The sequence below is a fragment of the Pantoea phosphatilytica genome (assembly GCF_051025615.1).
In the GTDB taxonomy this organism is placed as follows: Bacteria; Pseudomonadota; Gammaproteobacteria; order Enterobacterales; family Enterobacteriaceae; genus Pantoea.
The window spans coordinates 107,305-131,278 of record NZ_JBPFDF010000007.1 but is presented as its reverse complement, the minus strand read 5'-3'; the positions used below and the strand labels follow the sequence as shown (position 1 = coordinate 131,278).

Here is a 23,974-nt window from a genome sequence, read left to right as displayed (position 1 = left end):
ACGTCATCGCGCCGTATCGCTTCCCTGAATGCGGTCTGGATCTCATGATCCCGAAACTTACACCTGGGTAGGGGCATCCTCTAAGCAGGAAGTCACTGTGCTGATAAACAGTGGAAGGGATCAGGTCTGTACGCTTAATTGGTAATGGATGCGGAAATGAAGGCAGATTGTGGCCAGCGATAGCCGAAGCGGCAGTGTCAGGCAGACTTTAATCCAAATCTTAGAAATCGTTTTCAGAACAGATTAACTTACTGATTTTGAAATACTTTAACCATGATTAAATTTTGAACGATTTGCACGCTCATGAAAAAAAGGGCTAACCGCAGCGGCATCTCAGGCGGTTTTGCCCTATCTTTAAATGGCGCTGTAAAGAAATCCACATTTTTTACAGCGTGTTCTGACTCCTACCCTTGCCCCCTCTGAACAGGGGGCACTTTTTCCGATTACGGTGAGGAATTCTCCTGAATGCGCCAGGTCGCCATCCCTGCCCGGTGGGTTAGGTTGAGTTGCCATTTGGAAAAGAGTTGCCATTTGGAAAAGTGGTTGATTTGTAACCTGATGATTCACAGGCTGAACCAGCGTCGTCCCGCCCGGTCAGTAATTATTTGAATTGCAATGAATTTCCCGAATCTGCCGGAAAACTGAACGTTACCGGCTGTAAAAGCCAGCCAGAACAGCATGGTGCGGGGAATAGAAAGTGGGTCATAATCAGGCCCTGCCCGATTGACCGGCGCCTCACCAGGGATGCCGTGACGTAATAATAATGTGATTTTACCGCTGTTTGCCCCCGCTTTTGCAGGGGCTTTTCTCCCTGCCTGACCTTTTTATCTGCTGTTTTACACCGGACTGACAGATCACCTGCCTGTTCGCTTCTGTTGATACGGCAGGCAGAATCGTACAATGGCCACAGCTCTGCCCTTAAGACGCGATAGTTCTGTGATATGTTTAGTCGGTCGCTATCTGCCATGTGAGTCCGCTTATGCTCTCCACCCTGATCTACCGTAGCCAGCTTGCGGGTTCTGTCTCGCCAGAGCGGTTAAAAGCACTGGTAGAGCGCGCCAGCGTTAAAAATGCCGAGGCGAATGTCACCGGGATCCTGCTCTATAACGGTCAGCATTTTTTTCAGGTACTGGAAGGCAGCGTTGATAATGTCAACAGGGTTTACCAGCGCATCAGTTCGGACGATCGCCATTTTAACCTGATTGAACTGATGCGGGACTACGCGCCTGCCCGTCGCTTTGGTGATACCGGAATGGCGCTGTTCGATCTACGCGATTATCCGAAACACGACGTAGTTGATGCCCTGCTAAAACGGGTCACGCTGAGTGATGAGCGGATCAGGCATGACAGAGTCGTGAAGTTCCTGCGGTCTTTCGTTGAAGGGCGGGACAAAGAGACGTTTATCGAAATCGATCCTGCCAGCGAATGGACGCTGATCGCGCCCTCTCTCACCCCGGCACAACCCGCCTTTCAGCCGGCAGGGGATCAGCACTGCGAATTTGCCCTACAGCCCATCGTGGATACTGCAAACCGCCAGATTGTTTCCTGCGAGGCGTTGATTCGCGGTCAGCGCGGATCTTCGCCCGCCGACTATTTTTCCCGGCTGCCTGAAGATGAGCGTTATCAGGCCGATCTCGACTCCAAAACCTACGCTTTCCAGCTGGCGCGGCATCTGGGACTGCAGGAGCAGACCCTGTCCGTCAATCTGCTGCCTATGTCACTGGTGATGATCGAGGATGCCGTAGCGTACCTGATCGCTCAGATCAGACAGCAGGGCCTGCGGCCGGAGCAGATCGTGGTTGAAGTGACGGAAGATGAGATTATTTCCCGCTTCGATGCCTTTCATCTGGCGGTTAAGCAACTCAAAGCCGCCGGGATCAGTCTGGCGCTCGACGATTTTGGCGCGGGTTTTGCCGGTTTATCTCTGTTAGCTGATTTTCAGCCTGACAAAGTAAAAATCGATCGTAAGCTCATCACCGATATCCATCGCAGCGGCCCGCGTCAGGCCATTGTGCTGGCGATCCTGAAATGCTGCCAGGCGCTGGAGATTACCGTCATCGCGGAAGGCGTTGAAAAAATAGAAGAGTGGCTCTGGCTCGAAAGTGCCGGCGTTCGCTACTATCAGGGCTTTCTGTTTGCCCGCCCGGCGCTGAACGCCCTGCCCGAAGTGCACTGGCCAGCCCGTCGTCCTGTCTGATCGCGTCAGAGCCTCTCCCGTCCGTCGCCCTTTTACTCAGAGTTTGATGCCGCTCACACCGCTTCGCTGCAAAAAGCAAAAGCTGTGCCATGCTTGATCCATCTGACAGCCATCAGGCAATACAGATATCCACCAGGTCCCTGGACAAAAACCGTAATCAGGAGAATCACCATGAACGAAGATCGCATTGGCGGTAACTGGAAGCAGTTCAAAGGTAAGGTGAAGGAAAAATGGGGCGATCTCACGGATGACGACATGACCGTTGTTGAAGGGAAGCGCGACCAGCTGGTCGGCAAAATTCAGGAACGCTACGGCTACGAAAAAGATCGTGCCGAAAAAGAAGTCAAAGACTGGGAAGATTCTAATAAGTACCAGTGGTAACGCGTTACCTGCCGCCGGGCATTGCTATGCCCGGCACCTGTCCTGCCCGCCGCTCTCCCTCTCTGTCTGCCTGCTGAATGTCATGTTGTGTCCTGTCTTAAAATAAGACAAATATTTTGGAAATGATGGTTTCTTTATTCAATCCCGACGCGCATAATCTGCTCATCTTCCCTGAATCGGGGATCGTTAAGTTTTCGGATATCCACTATGCCCCATCACTCTACCGACACCGTCTGTGGCCTTGTCGGTGTTCTGCCCGAAACTCTGCGCCGCTGGCGCCGGGCCGGACTGATAACACCACCAGGAGCAACGGGCTATTCCGACCAGCAGCTTACGCGCGCGCTATGCGTTCGCGAAATGACGTCAGGCGGCCATACGCTTTTTGATATCCACGCTGCGCTTAACTGGCCCGGCGTGACGCTGCCTGGCGGCTGGGCCTGCCGCGAAGAGGATATGCTGCAGCTGCTGGCCTCCTATCCGGACGCCGATATTGAACGTGAACTGCAGATGATGAGCACAGACTACTGTAGCGATGACTACGTTAATCGCTATCTCCGGCCGCTCAATCTCTGGCTGCGTAGTGATCTCAGTGAAGGTGCGGCGCAGCGTCAGATGCGCTTTCATACAGCGGTGCTCAGGCAGTGGGAACAGCTGGCACGGGGCGCTCTTCGACGCAGTACCGTGCCGCTGTTTCTTGAGGCGGTCAGCGTCACGGATGAAACGGAAATCTGGATGGAAGCGATCCGGCTGAACGGCCAGGGATTCCGGGTGGAAGTGGCTGCGGAAGCATCCGGCGTTCCTGCCGTGGCACAACAACGTTTTGAGCATCACCTCATGTGGTGCGGCGATGGTATCTGCGCCCAGATGAAAGCGGCTTTTCACGCCAGTCTTGAGGCAGGTGAACCCGTCATGCTTACGGGCACCGATACTGCGCTGCGGTCGCCGGTTAAGCCAAAAGCCACCAGCACCTGGCCACGACTCGCCTCTTTCTTCTCATAAATCAAAAAAGGCGGAACAGCCTCAGCCGTTTCCGCCCGGGATAGCATTACTGATGTTCAAGCGTGCGCGGACCGTCGGTCGCAATCGGGATGCGGCGCGGTTTTTCGCTCTCCGGAATTTCCTGATACAGGTCGATCTTCAGTAAGCCTTCCGCCAGCGTGGCGCCCGTGACCTTCATGTGCTCGGGAATCGAAAAGCTCAGCTGAAAATCGTGTCGGGCGATGCCGCGATGGATCCAGCCGCCCTCCTCCTGACGGGGTTCGCCGGACGTTTCCTGACTGTCTTTTTCTCTGTGACCCGCCACGGAAAGCCGTCCGCCACGATGCTCGATCTCCAGCTCCTGCTCTTTCCAGCCCGGTACGCTCACGGTCAGCGCATAACGATGATGCTCAAAACGCTGCAGGTCATAAGCGGGCGCTGCAGAAACGGGACTGTCGCCTGTCAGCTGACTGAATAATTTATCGATGCGGTTGAAGCGATCTGAAAACACAGAATCCGCCAGTGAAGGGAATGCTGAGAAGGGTTGTAATGACATAGTGATAATCTCCTGAACAGGTTCATCCAAAAGTTCATCTGACCGGTTTAACTCTCCCGGTCATCTCCCTGAATAGGGATAAGCGGTCAGCTTTCAAGTCGGCAAAGCGCACTTTTTTTATCGCCTGCCGACGGAGATTGATCCTGAGCGTGAATATCAGAGCTTCACGCAGCCCCTATTTTTTATTCTGCGGTGCCAGAACGTAATGCGGATGACGCCCGGCCAGCAACAGCAACAGTTCATATTCGCCCTGACTCAACAAGGCCGGATTGACTGCGGCTTCTTTGGTTTGCCAGACACGCAGGCTGAGATCGAAACGTTCTGCCGCACTCTGCTGGGAAAGTCCGGCGGCCAGCCGAAGTTCACGCACATTACTCTGGACAACCACAGGCGGCTGGGGGGGACGATTAACCAAACAACGCTCCTTCAATAGGGTGGAACCGCCAGCGATCACAGCAGCGTTATCACGTAAAGCGAAGCGATCCGAAAGCGGTCAGAGAAAAGACCAGTGAATAATTGACTATTTTAAATAAATGTCAAATTTCAGGTCAGCCATTTTCACCACATCCTGTCACAAGCGAAGCGGTATATTTTGACTTAAAGAGGACTTTTCTATTTTGTTTGAGTGTTTTAATTTGCGGGCCAGGAATTATCCTGTTGTTCGCCCGGAACGCTTTTCAGGGATTAATCCGCTATCTCACTGCTTCTTTCTTCATCAGGATGGGCGCTTCGTCTGAAGCCTCTTTTCAGGCGAATCATTGCAACCCGAGGAGGAAAATAAATGAAACACGCTATCCAGCGTCGCTCACCCGACGATCTGTCACAGGTCGACATTCGTGAACAGTGGCAAATCACCTACTGGACACAGGAACTGGGCACGACACAGGAGAGGCTGACGCGTGCAATCCGCGAAAACGGGCCACAGATAGAACAGGTACGTGCGTGGCTGGCGCAGAATCCGCCACGTCGCCGTCCGGCCCAGCCGCTGAATGGCATCAAACGCTAAACTGTCTGCTGACTGACACGCTGTGTTAACGCCAGCCTCAGAGTGGATGCCCCTCTCTCTGCCGGGTTTACGCGGAGCAAAACGCTCAGCGGGCCTTAGTGCTTTCCCGGCTTTTACCTGCTGTTTTAACAGGTTACCTTTTCTGCCCCCTATGGCCTGCTATTCTCAGTCTGACCTGGCCGGATTTTTACTGTCGGAACCGGGTTAATGCTATTGTTAACCTGCCCGGATGTGAAATGTTCATACACAGGAAATAGATATTCACACTTCTGAAGACTCAGCCTGCAAATATAAAATCACCATCGGTCATTCGTATCACCCTGCTTCGATTAAATTTTCGAATCGTAAATCCCCCTTTTCTGCGTTAAAGAAAATAATAAGAGACACCCGCCGCGCACTCACCTATCATCCTGATGAAAATAAAAAATACGCACTATTTCCTGCCGCCCGAATGAAATTTCGCTCCGGGCAGTTTTCTTTTTCGCTCCGTAATCAGACGGTGCGGGGGTTTTACACACATGCTCAACCATTTACACGGCGACAGTGAGCGCCGAAGCCGTGCCTTACAGGCGCTGCGTGATCCCGACGAGAGTCGCGATGACGTATTACGCAAATTTGTCAGGCTGGCCAGTCAGGCCCTGGGGATCCCGGGCAGCTTTATCTCTGTGCTGGATGATGAGTTTCAGACCATCCGCGCATCTCATAATTTTGATCTGCAGCGTTCAACGCGGGCGGACTCTCTCTGCCGCCATGTGGTTGACAGTGACAGCGCGGTGATTGTCCCCGATACCTATCACGATGCGCGTTTTGTTACCCATCCGCTGATCACCGGTGCGCCTTTTATACACTTTTACGCGGGTGTGCCTCTGAAAACCCGCGACGGTATGATTCTTGGCACACTCTGCGTGACCGACACCGAACCGCATGCCTTTGCCTGCGATCAGGTCACCACACTGACGCTGCTCTCAACCCTGGTGATGTCCTTTCTGGAAGCCTGGCATTCGGCAGGGTTTACCGATCCGGTCACCGGATTGCCTAACCGTCAGCGCCTGATCCGTGATTTGCAGTATATGGCCGTTGCCGGGGATATCACGCCGCGCCGCCTGGTTCTGATCGACTGTATTGATATGTCGCGCGCTTATGAGATGGCCCGCACCATGGGCATGAGTCCGGTTGAGAGCCTGCTGAAAGATATGGCGACCCTGCTGCCGCTGCGCCTGCGGCCGGCAGTGGGCGAGATGATTTACACCGTGGCAACGGGCCGGTTTGCCATTCTGACGCGAGCGGATAGCCGGCTCAGCGCAGCCTGGGTCGCCGGTCGTCTGGAAGGGATCAGCGCAGACATTGATGAGGGGCTCTCTGTTGCTCTTACGCCGCATACCGGAGAAGCGGGCTTTGTGGCAGGCAGCATGTCAGCGTCTGACGTGCTGCGCCGGGCCAGCACAGCGCTGAATGAAGCGGTAGGCCGCGGGCTACCCTCTCAGCGCTTTGATGAAGAGGCGGAAACGCAGCGCTCAGAAGATTTCCTGCTGATGACCGATCTTAAAACCGCGCTGCGTCAGAATATCGGGCTTTATATGGTCTATCAGCCGAAAATCTGTTTGCTGAAGGGTAAGCCGGTCGGACTGGAGGCGTTAATCCGCTGGAAACACCCCTGCCGGGGCGAACTTTCACCCGGCGCATTTATCCCGCTGGCTGAGCAGACAGACCTGCTCTCTGTGCTGACCGAGTGGATTATCGATAAAGCCATTGAACGTCTCAGCCGCCTGCGGAATCACTGCATTCAGTTGCCACTGACGATTAACGTCAGCGTACGCGACTTTGCCCGCGAAGGGTTTGCCGCCGGGCTGGAAAGTAAAATGCAGAAGGCTAAGCTGCCGACTTCTCTGCTGGGCATCGAATGCCTTGAGACAGAGCGTATTCTGGAAAGCCCGACCGCCCTGCGCGGGCTGGAGATGCTCAGAGAGCGGGGATTCACGATTTCACTCGATGATTTTGGTGCCGGCTATAGCAACATCAGCTATCTGCGTCGTATGCCGCTGGATGTGATCAAGCTGGACCGTTCCCTGATCAGTGAGCTTTCCTCCGATACGGCTTCACGCATCATCGCCCGCAGCATCATCGCCATGCTGAAAGAGCTGGACTATACCGTCGTGGCAGAGGGGGTTGAGTGTACGGATACGGTGGCCTCCCTGACCGAATATGGCTGCGATCAGGCTCAGGGCTTCTTCTATTCGAAACCGTTAGACGAGGAGGCGCTGGATCAGTGGCTTCACTGGAAGCTGCGGGGGGAGTGTATTTAATGCAACACGGCGCGTAGGATTGCGGTTGCATCGTTTTGTAGCGTTACGGATAGTGCCTGCTGCTCCTCCGGCTCGCCTTTTTTGCCGCTTTGCTTACCGCCGCCTTATGTGGTGCACACTGTGCGGGATCCGGCAAAGAAGGATGAAACATTTTTTGAACAATGTTAGCGTGTGCGCAACAACCATATGAACAGGAGCTGCACATGTTAACTACTATAATTTATCGCAGCCATATTTCAGATGATTTTCCGGTCAGAACCCTGCCAGAGATGGTCGATAATGCCAGTAAAATCAATACGTCTCACGGCGTGACCGGCATTCTGCTTTTCAACGGCACGCACTTCTTCCAGCTGCTTGAAGGCCCGGAAGCGGGCATTCTCGCAGTTTATGAGCGAATCTGTGCTGACCGCCGGCACCATAATGTCGTAGAACTGATGCGTGACTATGCGCCATACCGCCGCTTCGGTAATGCAGGCATGTCACTGTTCGACCTGCGCGAACATGATCGCTCATCTCTGCTTCAGGCGGTTCTGGATAAGGGGACGTCAAAATATCAGCTGACCTATGATGATCGGGCACTGCAATTCCTGCGTACCTTCGTCGAGTCCCGCGAAAAAGAGAACTATTACGAGGTTCTCCCGCCGGGTTACTGGGAATTTATTTCCGAACACGATGAGGCGCCCGCGTCGAGTCCGGAAACAGAAGGCGTCACCTTCCGCCCGGTCGTCGATCCGCTGGCCCGTCGGGTGACGGCGATTGAAGCAACCACGGTTCGTCCGGCAACGTCCGGGGAGATCGCTGGCGATGCGCTTTACGCCGAAGACCTGGAAACCCTCAAACAGACCTTCAGCCATGCCGGCAGAGTCTGTCCTGATGATATGACGCTCTACGTCAGTCTGCTGCCGATGACGCTGGTAATTATCCCCGATGCCGTCACGCAGATCCTGGCTGCGATTGAGCAGGCAGGACTTGTGCCTGAACAGGTTGTGATCGGCGTCAGTGAAACCGCCGTGATTTCGCAGCTGGAGGCCTTCTCTGACGCCGTCCGCGCCCTGAAAGCCGTCGGCATCAGCCTGTCGATCGACAATTTCGGTGACGGTTCAGCAGGATTATCCCTGCTCACCCATATTCAGCCTGATCGCATCCGTATCGATGCCGGGATCACCCGCGACGTTCATCGCAGCGGACCTAAACAGGCAGTGGTACAGGCCATTATCAAATGCTGTTCAGCGCTGGAGATCACCGTTATCGCGGCGGGCATCGTTCAGGCTGAAGAGTGGATGTGGCTGGAAGCGGCTGGGGTTATCAACTTCCAGGGCACACTGTTTGCGGCTGCGGGTCGCTACGAGGCGCAGTCTGTCGCCTGGCCGGAATACCGGGAAGCGATGTAACCTTCGCTCTGCGCATCATGAAAAGCGGCACATCAGAGTGCCGCTTTTTTTAGCCGCAGCCAGAGACTGCATCACGCCCACCACCTGCACTGCGATGTCACCCTCTTTTTTCCTGCGTGACCATGTCACGAGATCCCGTTGATGCTGGATCCACCCTGCGGCTTAATGCCTGTAGATAACCACTGTAGCGAGTAGTCCAGTCCGGCGGCGTAAGGGATCCCGGAGGGCCTTTTCATCGACGCCGGTATCATAATGCACCAGATATTTACTGTAGCGAGTGCCCTTTTATATGAGCCTGCATGTGGAAGGTATTGCGTAATATCAGCACCGAGCGACAGCGTGTCAGCCTCTGTGCCTCGGTTCTGGCAGCCTGAGGACTGATCGTCAGCTAAGCTTCTCGTTTTGATAACCACTATAGCGAGAACACCGGAAACGACCGGCACATGCGGCGGTAACGGGCACATCGTCCCCTCGGCGGGCGATTAAAGCGTGTATTACGGAGCCACTCCGGGTGTCCGGCATTATCCGGACTGGCATCAGACCCGTTACGGTTAACCACTGTAGCGAGTAGTGCTATATCAGCAAAAGAAGGTGACAGTCTGTGAAAAAACGATGACACAGGCCCTGAAATGATAGTAAGTGCTTACATTTACAGGTAAGAGGCTGCTGCAATCACAGCGATCGCATGATAACAACCACTATGGTGAGTAAACTGCGCTTTTCTGTTCTCATCTGATAACCACTGTAGCGAGAACGTTTACTCTGCCAGCACGATAATCCGTGCAGTAAACAGGCGATTGGTCGGAAAAGTGAGCGGGTAACCACTATAGCGAGTTAATCATGGGACAGGAATGAGGGCTTCAGATGCTCTGACAGAGCAGATAACCACTATAGCGAGTTTATCCGGACGAGCACAGGCTCCTTTGTGCCCCTGTGGACCGCAAAACGCACCGCATCAGCCTCGCCGCAATCCCATGAAAAGAGAAAATAACCACTGTAGCGAGTAAACAGCAGAGGTTTCCAGACCGTCAACCCTGCAGATAGCCGTGAGTAACCACTGTAGCGAGTAAAATTCTCGCCCCATCCTGTCGATCAGGATAACGGATGAGCCGCAGTGTGACGGGGATACAGAGATCGACGACAGTAAGCTCAGGAGACAACGCTTCAGAGGTAACCACTGTGGCGAGTAACCTGACTCGCTACAGTGGTTGCAGAAAGATAACGGAAGATCTGCCGCCTGCCGGGCATAGCCATTACAGCTTCTTTTGCTTACGGATCTTGTTCAGTAACTCTATTTCCTCGCGCGAAACCATAACCAGCTCACTGCTCTCCTCTGCGAGCAGCGGTTCAGGCAGGCTGACGTCAATCACGTCGGGATCGATATCCAGATCGTCAAACTCATCCATCTCATCATCGATCAGGCCCGACTTGCTGAGCGGCAGTTCGGCCGGGCGCAGCTTTGGATGGCGATAGTGGACCCAGAAGTAAACTGACGAGCCGCGACGCGTTTCGGTGTAGTCGAGATAACCAATCTCTTTTAACTGCTCCATGGCCTTTCTGACGGTGGCATTCTGGGTGATCACGCGCGAGGTCAGATTTAGCCGGGCGCGCAGACGCGCCATGGAGATCGGTGCCGGTTTTGGTGGCAGGCTTTCGATAAAGGTGTAGAGCGCCTGAGCAGACTCTTTGCGTGCCAGCTCATTGATGGCTTTCAGCTGCAGCAGAACCTTTCTGTCGAACTGATAGAGTTCAAAGATCTTGGGATCGGCCTGCAGCGTGACCGTATCCTTTTTAATGCTGTATTTGGCCGACTGCACCAGGTGCGTGGTGTAGTTTTCGCCGCCTTTGCTGGTAAACGTCAGGGTATTGGAGGCGATGCGCGTCAGCGACGCATCCAGACGGCTCCTGAGCTTCGAGGAGAGCCGCGCAGAGGGTATACCGCAGAGTTTGGCAAACTCAACGAATGAGAGCGTTACCGTGTCTCCCAGACACTCATGCGTGGCAAATGCCCGAATGATCCCCACCCAGGTTTTAAAGTCGTTATCCATATCCAGCCGCGCACCCAGAATCTTGATGTTGTCATAGCCTTCAGACCTGACCAGGGATAACTGTTTCAGATCCTGGGTCACGTCCATGGCGTTCATCTGGTTTTTCTGACTGCGAGCGGTGGATTTAAGCGTAGGAACAAACAGGCCGAGTCGCATCAATGCAACCGGCTGCACGGTGTTATTACTGTTGGGAGTCAGCGTAACAACCTCCCCCGTGCGTTTATCAGTTTCGCTAAACGCATCCGCTATGTTCAGGATATCTGGTTCTTTTCTTGGCATGGGGAAGATCCGTGATGTGAACAGACAAAAGCCGCCGCTACTCGATACAGTGGATACTATCACTCACTATAGCGGTTAATCTACTTGCCATAGTGGTTAATTGTCTCGCTACAGTGGATGTTTTGCTCGCTATAGTGGTTAGTCACATGTCCCGAAGGCAGGCATACCAGTGCCTCGCGGCTGCCGGGGATCTCTCAGGAACTTTCAGGGATCTTATGAGGATCGATGATTGGATCGATTCAGTGGATAACCCGACATATTTGGCTGAAAACTGCGCATCTTTCTGACACGCCAGGTTCTGTCAATAGCCGTTCTCCTGAACGGCCCTCTGAAAGTACCCACACAGCCCCTGACAGAAGCTTTTCCACACGCTGAAAGACCATTTACTCGCTACAGTGGTTATCCGTCACTCGCCAGCGCGGTTGCTTTTCTCGCTACAGTGGTTGTTACACTCGCTACAGTGGTTTTTCTTCTCGCTATAGTGGTTACGGATCCCCTCTCAGGCGTGATGTGACAAGGCCTGGGACGCTGCAGGGATCTGTTTAGGATCTCAGTTTGATCTATTAAGGATCGAACAATTGGATCTGGCCTGTGGATAACGGGGATAAAAACCAGACGTTAAAAATGAACCACAGAAGCAACCCCTCTCACAGGGCCTGCAGAAAACAGTCTGACAGGAGAGAAACGGGTAATTTTGTAAAGAGGCTAAAACAGTTGATAACGATGAGTGTGCCAGGCATCTGCCACAGCATTCTCACTAAACAGAAACAGGGCGTTAAACAGAAATCGTGCGCGTTTTCATTTTTTCCACCATGAAAATAATTTCATAACTATTTGATTTTAATGATTAAAATTATATATTTTCATGATGAAAACACCATCGGGAAACGTTATTTCTGCCTCTGTTTGTAACGGTTAATGAACAAAAATCAGAAATGCACAAGGGATGGTGCTTTTATCCCTGCAAAAGATCAGAGATATCAGAAAGTAACAGAAGATACGATTGCCAGTATTTAGTCGGGTGCAGAGCATAGCCGCGTTTCGTTCAGCTAACTCAGTGATGGCTGTTAATAATTCAGAACGCTCCATAGCGGGATTAACCATGGCAACCCATCTGAGCATCAGCAGAAATTCACAGAATTGAGCACAGACGAGCATCGCACTATCAGAAAAGTATGACGGTCCAGATTTGTAAGTCTCAGACATCGCCTCTCTGAAAAGCCGCTGACACCACAATCTGGCCACCTGAAAAATAACACTTGCGCTGAAAGTATAGTCGTCAATCTGAGTAGTGCTTAAATCAAATCGTTGCACTGAATGCCAGCAGGAAGTGAACTGAACCCTTTTTCATGCACAAAGAAGTTTTGTGCAAACATTCCCTTCCCTGCCTTTAAATCGATTGATTGAATTTAACGACTATCACCATAGTGAATACGGGTCTGGCTGAGTGGCACCATGATTCTTGCCGGAGAGGCAGTTCTGTGCGTTCTGAACAGGTAAGTATTGCTGAGGTGGGAGCAGGAGCAGATTACGATAACAATCTCTGTAAGCCTCAGGCTTTTAGCGCTCATCTGACCAGGCTTGTCGTGATACCTCTGTAAAGTAGATTGTCCACGTCTGCTGACAGTATTTAATCCGGTATTTTAAACGGCAGATGCAGATAAGACTCAGACACCCTATCCATGCTAACGGAATAATTAAACTGACGCCTGTGACCCGATAATCTCAGACAGATTTTTCACCAGCCCTTTTCTCTTTCAATGTGCTGATTTTATTGGTTTTTTATGAAATTTTCATGCTGAAAACACCATCAGAAAAACCTGTATGATACAGGCAGGAAGCTCACCGGGCATAATACCTCTTTCTGCGTAAAATCAGTTCCGCCATCTGCACAGTCATCGCTTTGCAGTTATTACTGTTTATGTTTTTAAAGCATAGACAATGCATGTACCCAGTTACTCTTCTCTAATCCTTCAGGTAATCCGCTTCACTCTGTGATAAAAAATCCAGGTTTTTAGCTTTTTTCTAAAAAATTGGCAGGTCGCTGCTTTTTGTGTAGTATGCCAAAAACATTAAGAAAGAGGGGCTTATGAAGCGTGATTATGGCGGAGTGCTGGAGATGGCAACCCGTGCCAACTCCATGTTGCATGGACTCAGCGATCATATTGAGCAGCAGCGTCAGGAGTTTAACCAGACCGGCTTTTATCAGACCTTTTCCCGCAACGCGGTCGCCAATATGCCACTGCTGAGCAAGCATGCCGTAGTTGCTGCGATCAGCGATATGGAAGCCGCAGGCTATCAGTTCGGTAAAAAACAGACCGGCAGCACGTCACAATATGCATTGACCATTCAGAACGTGGTCGACATCTATCAGCATCGTAAAGTCCCTAAATATCGTGACCGTCACGATGGTCCTTTTGTCGTGTTTGTCGTCAGCCTTAAAGGTGGCGTGTCTAAAACCGTCAGTACGGTTACCCTTGCGCACGGCATGCGCGCCCACCCTTCTATGCTGCACAACGACCTGCGCATCCTGGTTATCGACCTCGATCCTCAGGCGTCCAGCACCATGTTTCTGAGCCACACCAACAGCGTCGGTTCCGTACTCGAAACCGCCGCGCAGGCGATGCTTAACGACCTGGATGCCGATCAGCTGCGTGAGCAGTTTATCAAGCCGACCGTGATGCCTGGCGTGGATGTGATCCCGGCTTCGATTGACGACGGTTTTGTGGCAAGCGACTGGGAAGAGCTGGTTGCTGAACATCTGCCTGGCGTGGCACCTTCAGAGGTATTACGCCGCAACGTAATCGACCGTCTGGCGGGTGACTATGACTTCATCTTCCTGGACACCGGCCCCCACCTCGACTCTTTTATGCTGAATGCAATTGCAGCCAGTGACGTCCTGCTGACACCAACGCCCCCGGCGCAGGTCGATTTCCATTCCACTATGAAGTATCTGACCCGCCTGCCGGAGATGCTGGAGCGGATCGAATCTGAAGGCGTCGAACCACGCCTCAAGGCAAATATCGGCTTCATGTCCAAGATGACCTCCAAGCACGATCATCTGACTTCCCAGAGCTATGCACGTGAGGTCTTTACCAAATCGATGCTGGACTGCGGTTTACCGCGCCTGGATGGATTCGAGCGCTGTGGCGAGTCTTTTGATACCGTCATCAGCGCTAACCCGGCCTCGTATCCGGGCAGTGCAGACGCGCTGCGCAAAGCCAAACATGAAGCCGAGCAGTTCTCCAGGGCTGTTTTTGACCGAATCGAATATATCAGGAGTACCCTGTGAGCAAACCTATACAGCGTATCGGCCGTAAATTCGGGGACTCGGCTATCGCCAGCATGATAGACAGCAGCAGCCAGTCACGCACCTTTACGCTGAAGTCGGGTGCCAAAGCGACCTTTGTCCGTCAGCTGATCCCGCATGATGATATTGCCACCCGAACCAGCGTTGATCCCGGTATCAACGGACGCGACCAGCGCACGCTGACGCCAGAGTCGCTGCAGGAGATCACCCGTACCATTACGCTGCAGCAGTTTTTCCCGGCTATCGGTCGCGTCAACGGAAACCAGATTGAGATCATGGATGGCTCACGCCGCCGCGCCGCCTGTATGCTTTCCGGCGCCAGTCTGGAAGTGCTGGTGACGGCGGATGCGCTGAGTCTCAGCGATGCGCGTCAGCTGGCCGCTGATATTCAGACGGCAAAAGAGCACAACCTGCGCGAGCTGGGGCTGCGCTTCAAGCTGATGTACGAAAATGGCATGAGCAAAAGCGAGATCGCCAAAGCAGAGGGGATCTCCAATGCCAAAGTTTCCCGCGCGTTCCAGGCCGCCGCCGTTCCCGCCGAATTTATTGAGCTGTTCCCGGTCGTCTCTGAACTGACCCTGCAGGACTATCAGCTGCTGCTTGACGTATCGGAAGAGGCGAAAGCGGAGGCGATGGACATCAGCGAACTGGTCGATCAGATCCGTCACAGGCTGGATGATGATGCGGCCCTGCAAAGCGCCAGTCTGGATGAGAAGAAAGGCGTTATTCTGAACGGATTCAAAACGGCCCGCCGTCAGTTAAAGAAGCCGGCTCCCGCCAGCAAAACGGTGACGGAAAAACTGGCCACGTTCAGCACGGCCAATACCTATGCGCGTCGCAAAACCAATGACGAAAAGCGCACCATACAGTATGAATTCAGCCGCCTGCCAAAAGAGATAGCCGAGCAGATCGATGCCTCGATCAGACAGATACTCTCCACTGTCAAATAATCTCATATCAGCTCACGGATAACAGAACCGGCCCTGCGCCGGTTTTTTATTTCCGGCAAATCATTCCGGCCATCCCGCGTCTGCCTTCTCCCTTATTGTTCCTGCAAAAACTCTGTTAACCAGGCTCCAGATCAGTGGGGTTTAACTTGAAGTTACCGCCGTTTGACGCTATAGCTAAAACGGTTTAGCTTTCAGGTTTAATCAGAGGAGTGTGTTATGTCCGTTCGCGTATGGTGCCTCGGTGATGCCGTGGTGGATTTACTGCCCGAAACGCCGGGTCGCCTGATGCAGTGTCCGGGCGGTGCGCCCGCCAATGTGGCGGTGGGGATCGCCCGTCTTCAGGGAAACAGCGGTTTCATCGGCCGGGTAGGGGCCGATCCCTTTGGTGAGTTCATGCGGCAGACGCTCCGTGAAGAGCAGGTCGATACCCGCTATATGGTGGCCGATCCGGAGCACCGTACCTCAACGGTCGTGGTCGGTCTGGATGAGCAGGGTGAACGCTCCTTTACCTTTATGGTCCGGCCCAGTGCCGATCTGTTCCTCGCGGCTGCGGATTTGCCTGCTTTCCGTTCCGGCGAGTGGCTGCACTGCTGTTCGATCGCCCTGGCCGCTGAGCCTTCGCGCAGCACAACCCTGACGGCGATGCAGCAGATCCGGTCAGCAGGCGGTCATGTCAGCTTCGATTTAAATCTGCGCCAGGATCTCTGGCCCGATCCGGCGCAGCTGCGTGCGGTGGTCAGTGAGGCGCTGAGCTTTGCCGACGTCGTGAAGCTGTCGGACGATGAGCTGGCGTTTCTCTGCCCGGATCGGGAGCCGTCAGTCAGCATGCCGCAGCTGGCGGCGCAGTTTGGCCTTAAATTGCTGCTGGTCACCCGGGGCAGGGAAGGGGTCATCGCCTGTTTTCAGGACCAGATAAAGCATTACACGACTTCGCCGGTTACCAGCGTTGATACCACAGGTGCTGGGGATGCTTTTGTCGCGGGGCTGCTCTGGAAGCTGGCGCAGCACGGGCTGCCAGCCGACGAATCGCAGTTAGCGCGCTGTCTTGCCAGCGCACAGCACTGTGGTGCCCTGGCGACCACGGCTAAAGGGGCGATGACGGCGCTTCCCTGGCTTCACCAATTGGACGATCTGGCTGGCTGACGGTCATTTATTGCCCCTGTTTTGCGAGCTGTCTCACAATCACTAAACCGGTTTAGCTATTTTCGTTGCGAAGGGAAATTACCCGTGGCTATGATTTGCGCCTAAACCGGTTTAGCAAAAGCTGGTGATGATAGCCACTCTCCTCGGGGACATAAAAATGAAAAAAAGCACGCTGGCAGTGACCCTCTCTGCACTTCTCCTTTCCACACCTGTCTGGGCCGATCCCAGCATGAGCAGCATTGAAGCTCGCCTGGCGGCCATGGAGCAGCGACTCCAGGCTGCCGAGCAGCGGGCGAGTGCCGCAGAAACCCGTGCTGAGAATGCTGAAAAGCAGGCTCAGCAGCTGGCGGCAGTACAGCAGCAGAATCAGGCGGCTGCCGCTCAGGTCGCAAAGAACAGCGCGAAACCGGAACCGACGCCTGCGGATAACGGGGGCTTCGAATTTCACGGCTATGCCCGTTCTGGTCTGCTGATGAACAGCTCGGCTGCCCGGACACAGGGCGGGCCAACCGTTACCCCTGCCGGGGAAACCGGCGGTCATGTAGGACGGCTGGGTAACGAACCGGACACCTACGTTGAACTTAACCTGGAGCATAAACAGACGCTGGACAATGGAGCGACTACCCGCTTCAAAGCGATGCTGGCGGACGGGCAGCGCACCTACAATGACTGGACTGCTGCCAGCAGCGATCTCAATCTGCGCCAGGCGTTTGTCGAACTCGGTCAGCTTCCTACCTTCAGCGGCGCGTTCGATAACGCCACAGTCTGGGCCGGTAAGCGTTTTGACCGGGATAACTTCGATATCCACTGGATTGACTCCGATGTCGTGTTCCTGGCCGGAACCGGCGCCGGTATTTACGACATGAAATGGGGCGAGCAGGCGCGAAGTAACCTCTCGCTGTATGGCCGTACCTTCGGTGATATTGAGAACAATGAGAACACCGCGCAGAACTACATCCTGTCGCTGAATAACTTTGTCGGGCCAGTGCAGCTGATGGTCAGCGGCATGCGGGCGAAAGATAATGACGATCGCCGCGACATTGACGGTCTTAGGGTGAAAAGCGACGCGGCAGAAACCGGCGTCCATGCTCTGCTGGGGCTCCACAACGACAGCTTTTACGGGCTGACAGAAGGTACCGCAAAAACCGCGCTGCTTTATGGTCACGGACTGGGTGCGGAAGTGAAATCCATTGGCTCCGACGGGGCGCTGCTGCCGGAGGCAAACACCTGGCGTCTGGCGAGTTATGGCATCACGCCGCTGGGTGGCGGCTGGCACATTGCGCCTGCGCTGCTGGCACAGCGCAGTGACGATCGTTATGTCAAAGGTGACAGTTATGACTGGGCAACAGTCAACCTGCGCCTGATTCAGGAGATCACGCAGAACTTTGAGATGCAGTATGAGGGTTCATATCAGTACATGGATCTGCGTCCGGCCGGTTACAACAACCGCAACGCGGTCAGCGGCAGCTTTACCAAACTGACCGTCGCCCCGACCCTGAAAGCCGGGGATGTCGGTGACTTCCTTAAACGGCCGGAAATCCGTCTCTTCGCCACCTGGATGGACTGGGATCACCGGCTGGATAACTACGCCAGTGACGATGCATTCGGCAGCAAAGGCTTCGATGCCGGCGGCGAATGGAACTTCGGCGTACAGATGGAAACCTGGTTCTGAACAGGCGGCCCCGGCAGCCGGGGCCATTACGCCATGCGGATAAAAACATAACAAGACTGAGGTATCTATGGATTACGTAAAAATCGCCCGGGCACTCCTGCCGCTGATGGGAGGCAAAGAGAACATCGCCAGCGCCGCCCACTGTGCCACGCGCCTGCGGCTGGTGCTGGCAGACGATGAGAAAGCGGACACTGCCGCCATTGGCCGCGTTGAGGGCGTTAAAGGCTGTTTCCGCAACGCCGGACAGCTGCAGGTGATCTTCGGCACCGGCGTGGTGAACAAAGTCTACGCGGCCTTTATTGCCGAGGCAGGCATCAGTGAGTCGAGCAAATCTGAAGCCGCCGACATTGCCGCCCGCAAGCTCAACCCTTTCCAGCGCATCGCCCGCCTGTTATCCAATATTTTCGTGCCCATTATCCCGGCGATTGTGGCGTCAGGTCTGCTGATGGGCCTGCTGGGAATGGTCAAAACCTACGGCTGGGTCAATCCAGAAAATGCGCTCTACATCATGCTGGACATGTGCAGTTCGGCGGCCTTTATCATCCTGCCGATCCTGATTGGCTTCACGGCTGCCCGTGAGTTTGGCGGCAATCCGTTTCTGGGCGCGACCCTGGGCGGGATCCTCACGCATCCGGCACTGACCAACGCCTGGGGTGTCGCCGCCGGTTTCCACACCATGAACTTCTTCGGCATCGAAGTGGCGATGATTGGCTATCAGGGCACGGTGTTCCCGGTGCTGCTGGCAGTGTGGTTTATGAGCCTGCTGGAAAAGCAGCTGCGCCGGATTATCCCGGATGCGCTGGATCTGATCCTCACGCCGTTCCTGACGGTCATCATCTCCGGCTTTATCGCGCTGCTGATTATCGGCCCGGCCGGCCGTATGCTGGGCGATGGGATCTCATTTGTCCTCAGCACGCTGATTGCGCATGCGGGCTGGCTGGCCGGACTGGTGTTTGGCGGACTTTACTCGGTAATTGTGATTACCGGTGTGCATCACAGCTTTCACGCTATCGAAGCAGGACTGCTGGGCAACCCTTCAATTGGGGTGAATTTCCTGCTGCCCATCTGGGCGATGGCGAACGTCGCGCAGGGCGGTGCCTGTCTGGCGGTCTGGTTTAAAACCCGCGATGCAAAAATTAAAGCGATCTCACTGCCCTCGGCATTTTCCGCGCTGCTGGGGATCACCGAGGCAGCCATTTTTGGTATCAACCTGCGCTTTATGAAACCCTTTATCGCCGGATTAGTGGGCGGTGCGCTGGGCGGTGCCTGGGTCGTCTCGGTGCATGTTTATATGACGGCGGTAGGGCTGACCGGTCTGCCGGGTATGGCGATTGTCCAGGCCGGATCGCTGCTGAACTATATTATCGGTATCGTCATCGCGTTCACGGCCGCGTTCGTGATCTCTTATCTGCTTAAATACAAAACGGATGCAGAATAATGGTTTCATCAACACGTCTGGCCGCCATTCTGCAGGCGGTCATGCAGGGGATGCCAAAGGCGCTCAGCGACAGCCACTATCCCGGCTGGCATCTGGCACCGGTTACGGGCCTGCTGAACGATCCCAATGGCTTTATCCAGTCCGGGGGTGAGTATCATCTCTTTTACCAGTGGAATGCGCTTGGCTGCGCCCATCAGCACAAATGCTGGGGACACTGGCGATCAGCCGATCTGCTGCACTGGGTGCATCAGCCCCTTGCCCTGATGCCGGATGAGGCGTATGACCGCAGCGGCTGCTACTCCGGCAGCGCAGTGGAGGATGAAGGTGTCCTGACGCTGATCTACACCGGTAATGTGAAATTTGAGGATGGCTCGCGTACCGCGTGGCAGTGCCTGGCGCAGCAGAACAGCGCAGGCGGCTTTGATAAGCTAGGGCCGGTCATCGCGGTGCCCGAGGGCTACACCGGCCACGTTCGCGATCCCAAAGTGTGGCGGCATGAAGATCGCTGGTACATGGTGCTGGCCGCGCAGACGACAGAGCGACAGGGCAGGGTGCTGCTGCTGCGTTCTGACGATTTGCGAACGTGGCAGAATCTCGGTGAGATTACGGGCAGCGAACGGGGCGGGCTGGCAGCCGCGGGCTACATGTGGGAGTGTCCTGATATGTTCAGGCTGGGCGACAGCACCTATCTGATCTGCTGCCCGCAGGGCGTGGCGCGCGAAGAGAAGCGCTATCTGAACAGCCACGCCTGCGCCTGGCTGAGCGGATCGCTGGATTATGCGCAGCCAGCCTTTGTGCATGGATCGCTGAATGAGATGGATGCCGGGTTTGAATTTTATGCCCCGCAGACCACGCTGACGGCGGACGGCCGGCGTCTGCTGGTGGGCTGGATGGGCACGCCGGATGGTGAAGAGATGGCCCAGCCCACGATTGCGCAGGGGTGGATCCATCAGATGACCTGTATACGCGAGCTGAGTTCGCGTAACGGCCGGCTCTGCCAGCAACCGATCGCCGAGCTGCAGGCGCTGCGGGAAAAGGAGCAGCACTATCTGGGCCGTGCCAGTGACGCGCCCGCGATCGCCGCGCGGCGACTGGAGCTGATGCTGGAGAGCGAGGGCGGCATCGAACTCCGCTTCGCGGATACGTTGATCCTGACGTGGCAGCAGGAGGAACTGCGGCTGACGCGCCGCAGCCTGGTGACGGGAGAGTGGATGACCCGTTACTGGACCGGAGCCGCCCGCCGGTTGCAGATCCTGTGCGACCACTCCAGCGTTGAGATCTTCATCAATGATGGCGAAGGAGTGATGAGCAGCCGCTATTTCCCTGAGCATCCGGCGAGGCTGACCCTGCACGGAGACGCAGAACTGCAGGTGCGCTACTGGTCGTTACGTCGCTGCATGGTAGAATAAGCGCCTGTTTCATTAACCGATGCCTTGTCGTGAGAAAAACAAAACGCGTTACCATCAGTGACATCGCCGGACTGGCCGGGGTTTCAAAAGCCACGGCCAGCCTGGTGCTCAACGGCCGTGGTGAAGAGTTACGGGTCGCGAAAGAGACGCGCGAACGGGTTCTGGCTCTGGCCAGGGAGCATCACTATCAGCCCAGCATTCACGCCCGGATGCTGCATGATGCCCGCAGTCATACGCTGGGGCTGGTCGTGCCGGAGATCACGAACCACGGTTTCGCCGCTTTTTCTCACGCGCTGGAAAATCTCTGCCGCGCGGCGGGCCTGCAGTTGCTGATCGCCTGTACCGACGAAAATGCCATCCAGGAGCGCGTTGTGGTCAGTAACCTGGTGTCGCGTCAGGTTGATGGGCTGATCGTCGCCTCCAGTATGCTGAGCGACAGCGACTATCTCAGCCTCAGCGAACAGCTGCCGGTGCTGCTGTTTGACCGCCATATGAATAATACGAAGCTGCCCTGGGTCATTACCGACTCGGTTACGCCAACGGCTGAACTGGTTGAAAAGCTGGCTCGTGCCTGCCCGGAAGAGATCTACTTTCTGGGCGGTCAGTCCGCACTCTCGCCGACACAGGATCGTCTGGCCGGATTCAGGCAGGGTCTGGCGCGGGCAGGGGTGACAGCGCAGCCGGAGTGGATAATCCAGGGTAACTATCATCCCGGCAGCGGCTATGAGATGTTTGCCACGCTCTGCAGCCAGCTGGGACGCCCGCCGAAAGCGATGTTCACCGCTGCCTGTGGCCTGCTTGAGGGGGTGCTGCGCTACATGAGCGAGCATAACCTGCTGAACAGCGACATCCGTATTGCCAGTTTTGACGATCACTATCTCTATGATTCGCTCTCGATCCCGATTGATACGGTAGAGCAGAATGTCCCTGAGCTGGCGCAGGCCAGTTTTTCTCTGCTGACCACGATGATTGCGGGTGAGGAACCCCTCCGGCGTCAACTGGTCCTGCCCGCCACGCTGCGACTGCGCGGATAGCAGGCAGATCCTTTTCCGGTCAATGGCGTCACTCCGTTTTGCGCCGGATGCGCGAAAGAGAGGTCACAAGGCTGGTTTTATCGGCCTCACTGAGATGAGGCGCTGCAAGCGCCGCCATCAGCCCGCGTCGATCCGGCTCCGTCAGCGGGCCCGCCTTCAGACGCTGGCTGATCGCACTAAGCAGTTCTCTATCCAGCCGTTCTATCTGTTGCCGTGTTTCCGCCAGGTCTGCGGGTGCGCGGGCGTTTTCAGGCGTGGAGAGCCAGTCTGCCAGATAGCGGTACTGTATCGCTTTACCGGCGTTCATCAGGGCATGAATAAAGGGGGCCACCGACTGCGGTTCAAGCCCTGTCTGCTGCGCGTTGCTCAGCATCTTATCCAGCACAACCTGCTCACGAGGCAGATCTTCTACAGGCAAATGGTGCCGGGCTTTATAACCGGCAACGGCTTTCATAATCTGCATGCGTTCATTCAGTGCTGCTGAGATGGCGTCGGATGAAACCGATCCCGCGAAAGCGTTGCTGCATAAAAACAGTGAAGAGAGAAAAACAGCCACAAATTGTGTCATCTGCCTGCTCCGTTAATGAAAACTGGCACTGATTTATGCATGAAAAAATAACTTAGTGTGATTATTTTGTTTTCAAAATGTGAATGAGTGCGTTGATGCAGACGATCGCACTATATCGTTAATCAGATTGCGTTTTTTCATAAAAAATTCATCTCTGAATGCCATGCTGGCAGGCTGTTTCCAGCGTAACCCGATGCCATATCCGATTCTGCCGGAGGGGCTTTCCGGGCCGTCTGATCTGTCACGGTCAGAAGCGCCGTGCAATTAAATTGCGCGCCGGGCGGTGCGCAGATCGGCGGGCGTAAAAAAGTGATATTTCAGCAGGCAGCGCCGCCCGGCATTCTGCGCGCTGCGCAGAGAAGGGGTATTACCCGGCAGAATCGTACCGGTCAGCAGTGCCGCCGGGTCATAGCACTGATTAAGCTGCTGCTGCAGGCAGCGCTGAGCACGCGCGGCCAGCCCGCGGCCCTGATACGCAGGCGTAATCACCTCATCCATAATCTGGAATCCCTCCATAAATGCCAGCCGCCGCGGCACACAGATTATCAGCCCGGCCACGCTACCCTGCCAGACGATCAGACAGACATGCCCCCCGGCGATATCGTCACGCAGCTCCTGACTGCTGGTAGCCAGCAGCTGCCCGCGCAGATGGGGCAATGTCTGCCAGCTGGCGCGGTAGGCGCGGTTAATCGCCGTCATACAAACGGGATAATCCCTGTGGCTGGCTCTGACCAGCGAAAGTGCCGGATCGCCGGGTGCGCAGGATGATGCCGGCTCGCTGCCGAAGATCAGCTGGTCTGTGATGCCGATATCAGGCATGGAAGCAGGTAACAGAATACGCAGTTTCAGAGGCTTCAGCGGCTGCCAGGCCTGCATGATGGCGCTGGCAACGGTATGATCCAGCTCTCCGTCCCGCGCCACGACTTCAATAAAAGGCTGGGCGAGGTCGCCACCCAGATAACGGGGACCGGTGAGATAACGCTGACCGTTGATCGTCAGTTCACGCTGCAGAAAGGTGTGCTGAGGCAGGCCGGTTTCACGCCAGGGAAAAGCGGCCGAGAAATGATGATCGTGACATCTTAACGCCTCCTGTGCCAGCCAGCGGGTCAGCCAGTCGCTGAGGCAGGCAGAAGAGACCGGAACGGTACGATAAAGCGACACCATATAATTCAGCATACGAGTCCTTATTTGGCCGCCGTCAGCGATCGCCCGCTTCTCTGTGGCTCTGCCGGAGCGCAGAGAGGCAGATGTGGCTGCTGAGAGTGTAAACGAAGTGCGCGCTTTATGACCATCACTAACGCATCGGTAGCG

The 23,974-nt window shown here is 55.0% G+C and carries 18 protein-coding genes; 13 read left to right on the top strand and 5 right to left on the bottom strand.

Annotation, left to right across the window (positions count from 1 at the left end):
* Positions 1–979: 979 nt before the first annotated feature.
* The 3 genes from ACR6AS_RS19515 (at position 980) to ACR6AS_RS19505 (ending at position 3,577) form a co-directional block, all read left to right on the top strand.
* Entirely contained in the window at positions 980–2,197 is a 1,218-nt protein-coding gene (locus ACR6AS_RS19515) for a diguanylate phosphodiesterase (protein WP_434163532.1), read from the top strand.
* 171 nt (positions 2,198–2,368) lie between these two features.
* Entirely contained in the window at positions 2,369–2,578 is a 210-nt protein-coding gene (locus tag ACR6AS_RS19510; RefSeq protein WP_111138333.1) for a CsbD family protein, read from the top strand.
* Between the two features lie 207 nt (positions 2,579–2,785).
* Positions 2,786–3,577 (top strand): MerR family transcriptional regulator, encoded by a 792-nt coding sequence (locus ACR6AS_RS19505; protein ID WP_434163531.1) that lies wholly within the window; start codon positions 2,786–2,788, stop codon positions 3,575–3,577.
* A gap of 46 nt (positions 3,578–3,623) precedes the next feature.
* On the opposite strand, the gene ACR6AS_RS19500 is transcribed toward ACR6AS_RS19505, so the two are convergent.
* The gene (locus ACR6AS_RS19500; RefSeq protein WP_111138335.1) at positions 3,624–4,112 is read right to left on the bottom strand and encodes an Hsp20 family protein; all 489 of its coding nucleotides are present in this window, start codon (positions 4,110–4,112) and stop codon (positions 3,624–3,626) included.
* 175 nt (positions 4,113–4,287) lie between these two features.
* Positions 4,288–4,527, bottom strand: coding sequence for a transcriptional regulator (locus ACR6AS_RS19495; protein WP_111138336.1), 240 nt, complete (start codon positions 4,525–4,527; stop codon positions 4,288–4,290).
* Between the two features lie 366 nt (positions 4,528–4,893).
* Here ACR6AS_RS19495 and ACR6AS_RS19490 point away from each other — a divergent pair, with 366 nt between their 5' ends.
* The 3 genes from ACR6AS_RS19490 to ACR6AS_RS19480 all read left to right on the top strand — a co-directional run bounded on the left by ACR6AS_RS19490 (position 4,894) and on the right by ACR6AS_RS19480 (position 8,812).
* A complete protein-coding gene (locus tag ACR6AS_RS19490; RefSeq protein ID WP_111138337.1) occupies positions 4,894–5,118 on the top strand; it encodes a DUF3606 domain-containing protein in 225 nt (74 codons plus the stop codon).
* Between the two features lie 518 nt (positions 5,119–5,636).
* Positions 5,637–7,421: an EAL domain-containing protein gene (locus ACR6AS_RS19485; RefSeq protein WP_434163530.1), complete on the top strand. Its 1,785-nt coding sequence runs from the start codon at positions 5,637–5,639 to the stop codon at positions 7,419–7,421.
* Between the two features lie 203 nt (positions 7,422–7,624).
* Positions 7,625–8,812 (top strand): diguanylate phosphodiesterase, encoded by a 1,188-nt coding sequence (locus ACR6AS_RS19480; protein WP_111138339.1) that lies wholly within the window; start codon positions 7,625–7,627, stop codon positions 8,810–8,812.
* Positions 8,813–10,065: 1,253 nt separating this feature from the next.
* On the opposite strand, the gene ACR6AS_RS19475 is transcribed toward ACR6AS_RS19480, so the two are convergent.
* The gene (locus ACR6AS_RS19475) at positions 10,066–11,139 is read right to left on the bottom strand and encodes a RepB family plasmid replication initiator protein (RefSeq protein ID WP_111138340.1); all 1,074 of its coding nucleotides are present in this window, start codon (positions 11,137–11,139) and stop codon (positions 10,066–10,068) included.
* Positions 11,140–13,228: 2,089 nt separating this feature from the next.
* On the opposite strand from ACR6AS_RS19475, the gene ACR6AS_RS19470 reads away from it, so the two are divergent.
* The 7 genes from ACR6AS_RS19470 to ACR6AS_RS19440 all read left to right on the top strand — a co-directional run bounded on the left by ACR6AS_RS19470 (position 13,229) and on the right by ACR6AS_RS19440 (position 22,095).
* A complete protein-coding gene (locus ACR6AS_RS19470; protein WP_111138342.1) occupies positions 13,229–14,431 on the top strand; it encodes an AAA family ATPase in 1,203 nt (400 codons plus the stop codon).
* Entirely contained in the window at positions 14,428–15,399 is a 972-nt protein-coding gene (locus ACR6AS_RS19465) for a ParB family protein (RefSeq protein ID WP_434163529.1), read from the top strand. The genes ACR6AS_RS19470 and ACR6AS_RS19465 overlap by 4 nt, the downstream gene beginning before the upstream one ends.
* Before the next feature lie 216 nt (positions 15,400–15,615).
* The gene (gene cscK / locus ACR6AS_RS19460; RefSeq protein ID WP_111138344.1) at positions 15,616–16,542 is read left to right on the top strand and encodes a fructokinase; all 927 of its coding nucleotides are present in this window, start codon (positions 15,616–15,618) and stop codon (positions 16,540–16,542) included.
* Between the two features lie 157 nt (positions 16,543–16,699).
* Positions 16,700–18,214 (top strand): carbohydrate porin, encoded by a 1,515-nt coding sequence (locus tag ACR6AS_RS19455; protein WP_111138345.1) that lies wholly within the window; start codon positions 16,700–16,702, stop codon positions 18,212–18,214.
* Between the two features lie 67 nt (positions 18,215–18,281).
* The gene (locus ACR6AS_RS19450; RefSeq protein ID WP_367396363.1) at positions 18,282–19,652 is read left to right on the top strand and encodes a sucrose-specific PTS transporter subunit IIBC; all 1,371 of its coding nucleotides are present in this window, start codon (positions 18,282–18,284) and stop codon (positions 19,650–19,652) included.
* Complete coding sequence (locus tag ACR6AS_RS19445; protein ID WP_434163528.1) at positions 19,652–21,061, top strand: sucrose-6-phosphate hydrolase; 1,410 nt, start codon at positions 19,652–19,654, stop codon at positions 21,059–21,061. Before ACR6AS_RS19450 ends, ACR6AS_RS19445 begins: the two co-directional genes overlap by 1 nt.
* Before the next feature lie 29 nt (positions 21,062–21,090).
* Positions 21,091–22,095, top strand: coding sequence for a substrate-binding domain-containing protein (locus ACR6AS_RS19440; protein ID WP_367396364.1), 1,005 nt, complete (start codon positions 21,091–21,093; stop codon positions 22,093–22,095).
* 28 nt (positions 22,096–22,123) lie between these two features.
* Here ACR6AS_RS19440 and ACR6AS_RS19435 read toward each other — a convergent pair whose 3' ends face one another.
* On the bottom strand, positions 22,124–22,663 hold the full coding sequence (locus ACR6AS_RS19435; protein ID WP_434163527.1) for a chorismate mutase: 540 nt from the start codon (positions 22,661–22,663) through the stop codon (positions 22,124–22,126).
* Between the two features lie 264 nt (positions 22,664–22,927).
* Positions 22,928–23,839 (bottom strand): N-acetyltransferase, encoded by a 912-nt coding sequence (locus ACR6AS_RS19430; RefSeq protein ID WP_111138350.1) that lies wholly within the window; start codon positions 23,837–23,839, stop codon positions 22,928–22,930.
* Positions 23,840–23,974 lie beyond the last annotated feature (135 nt).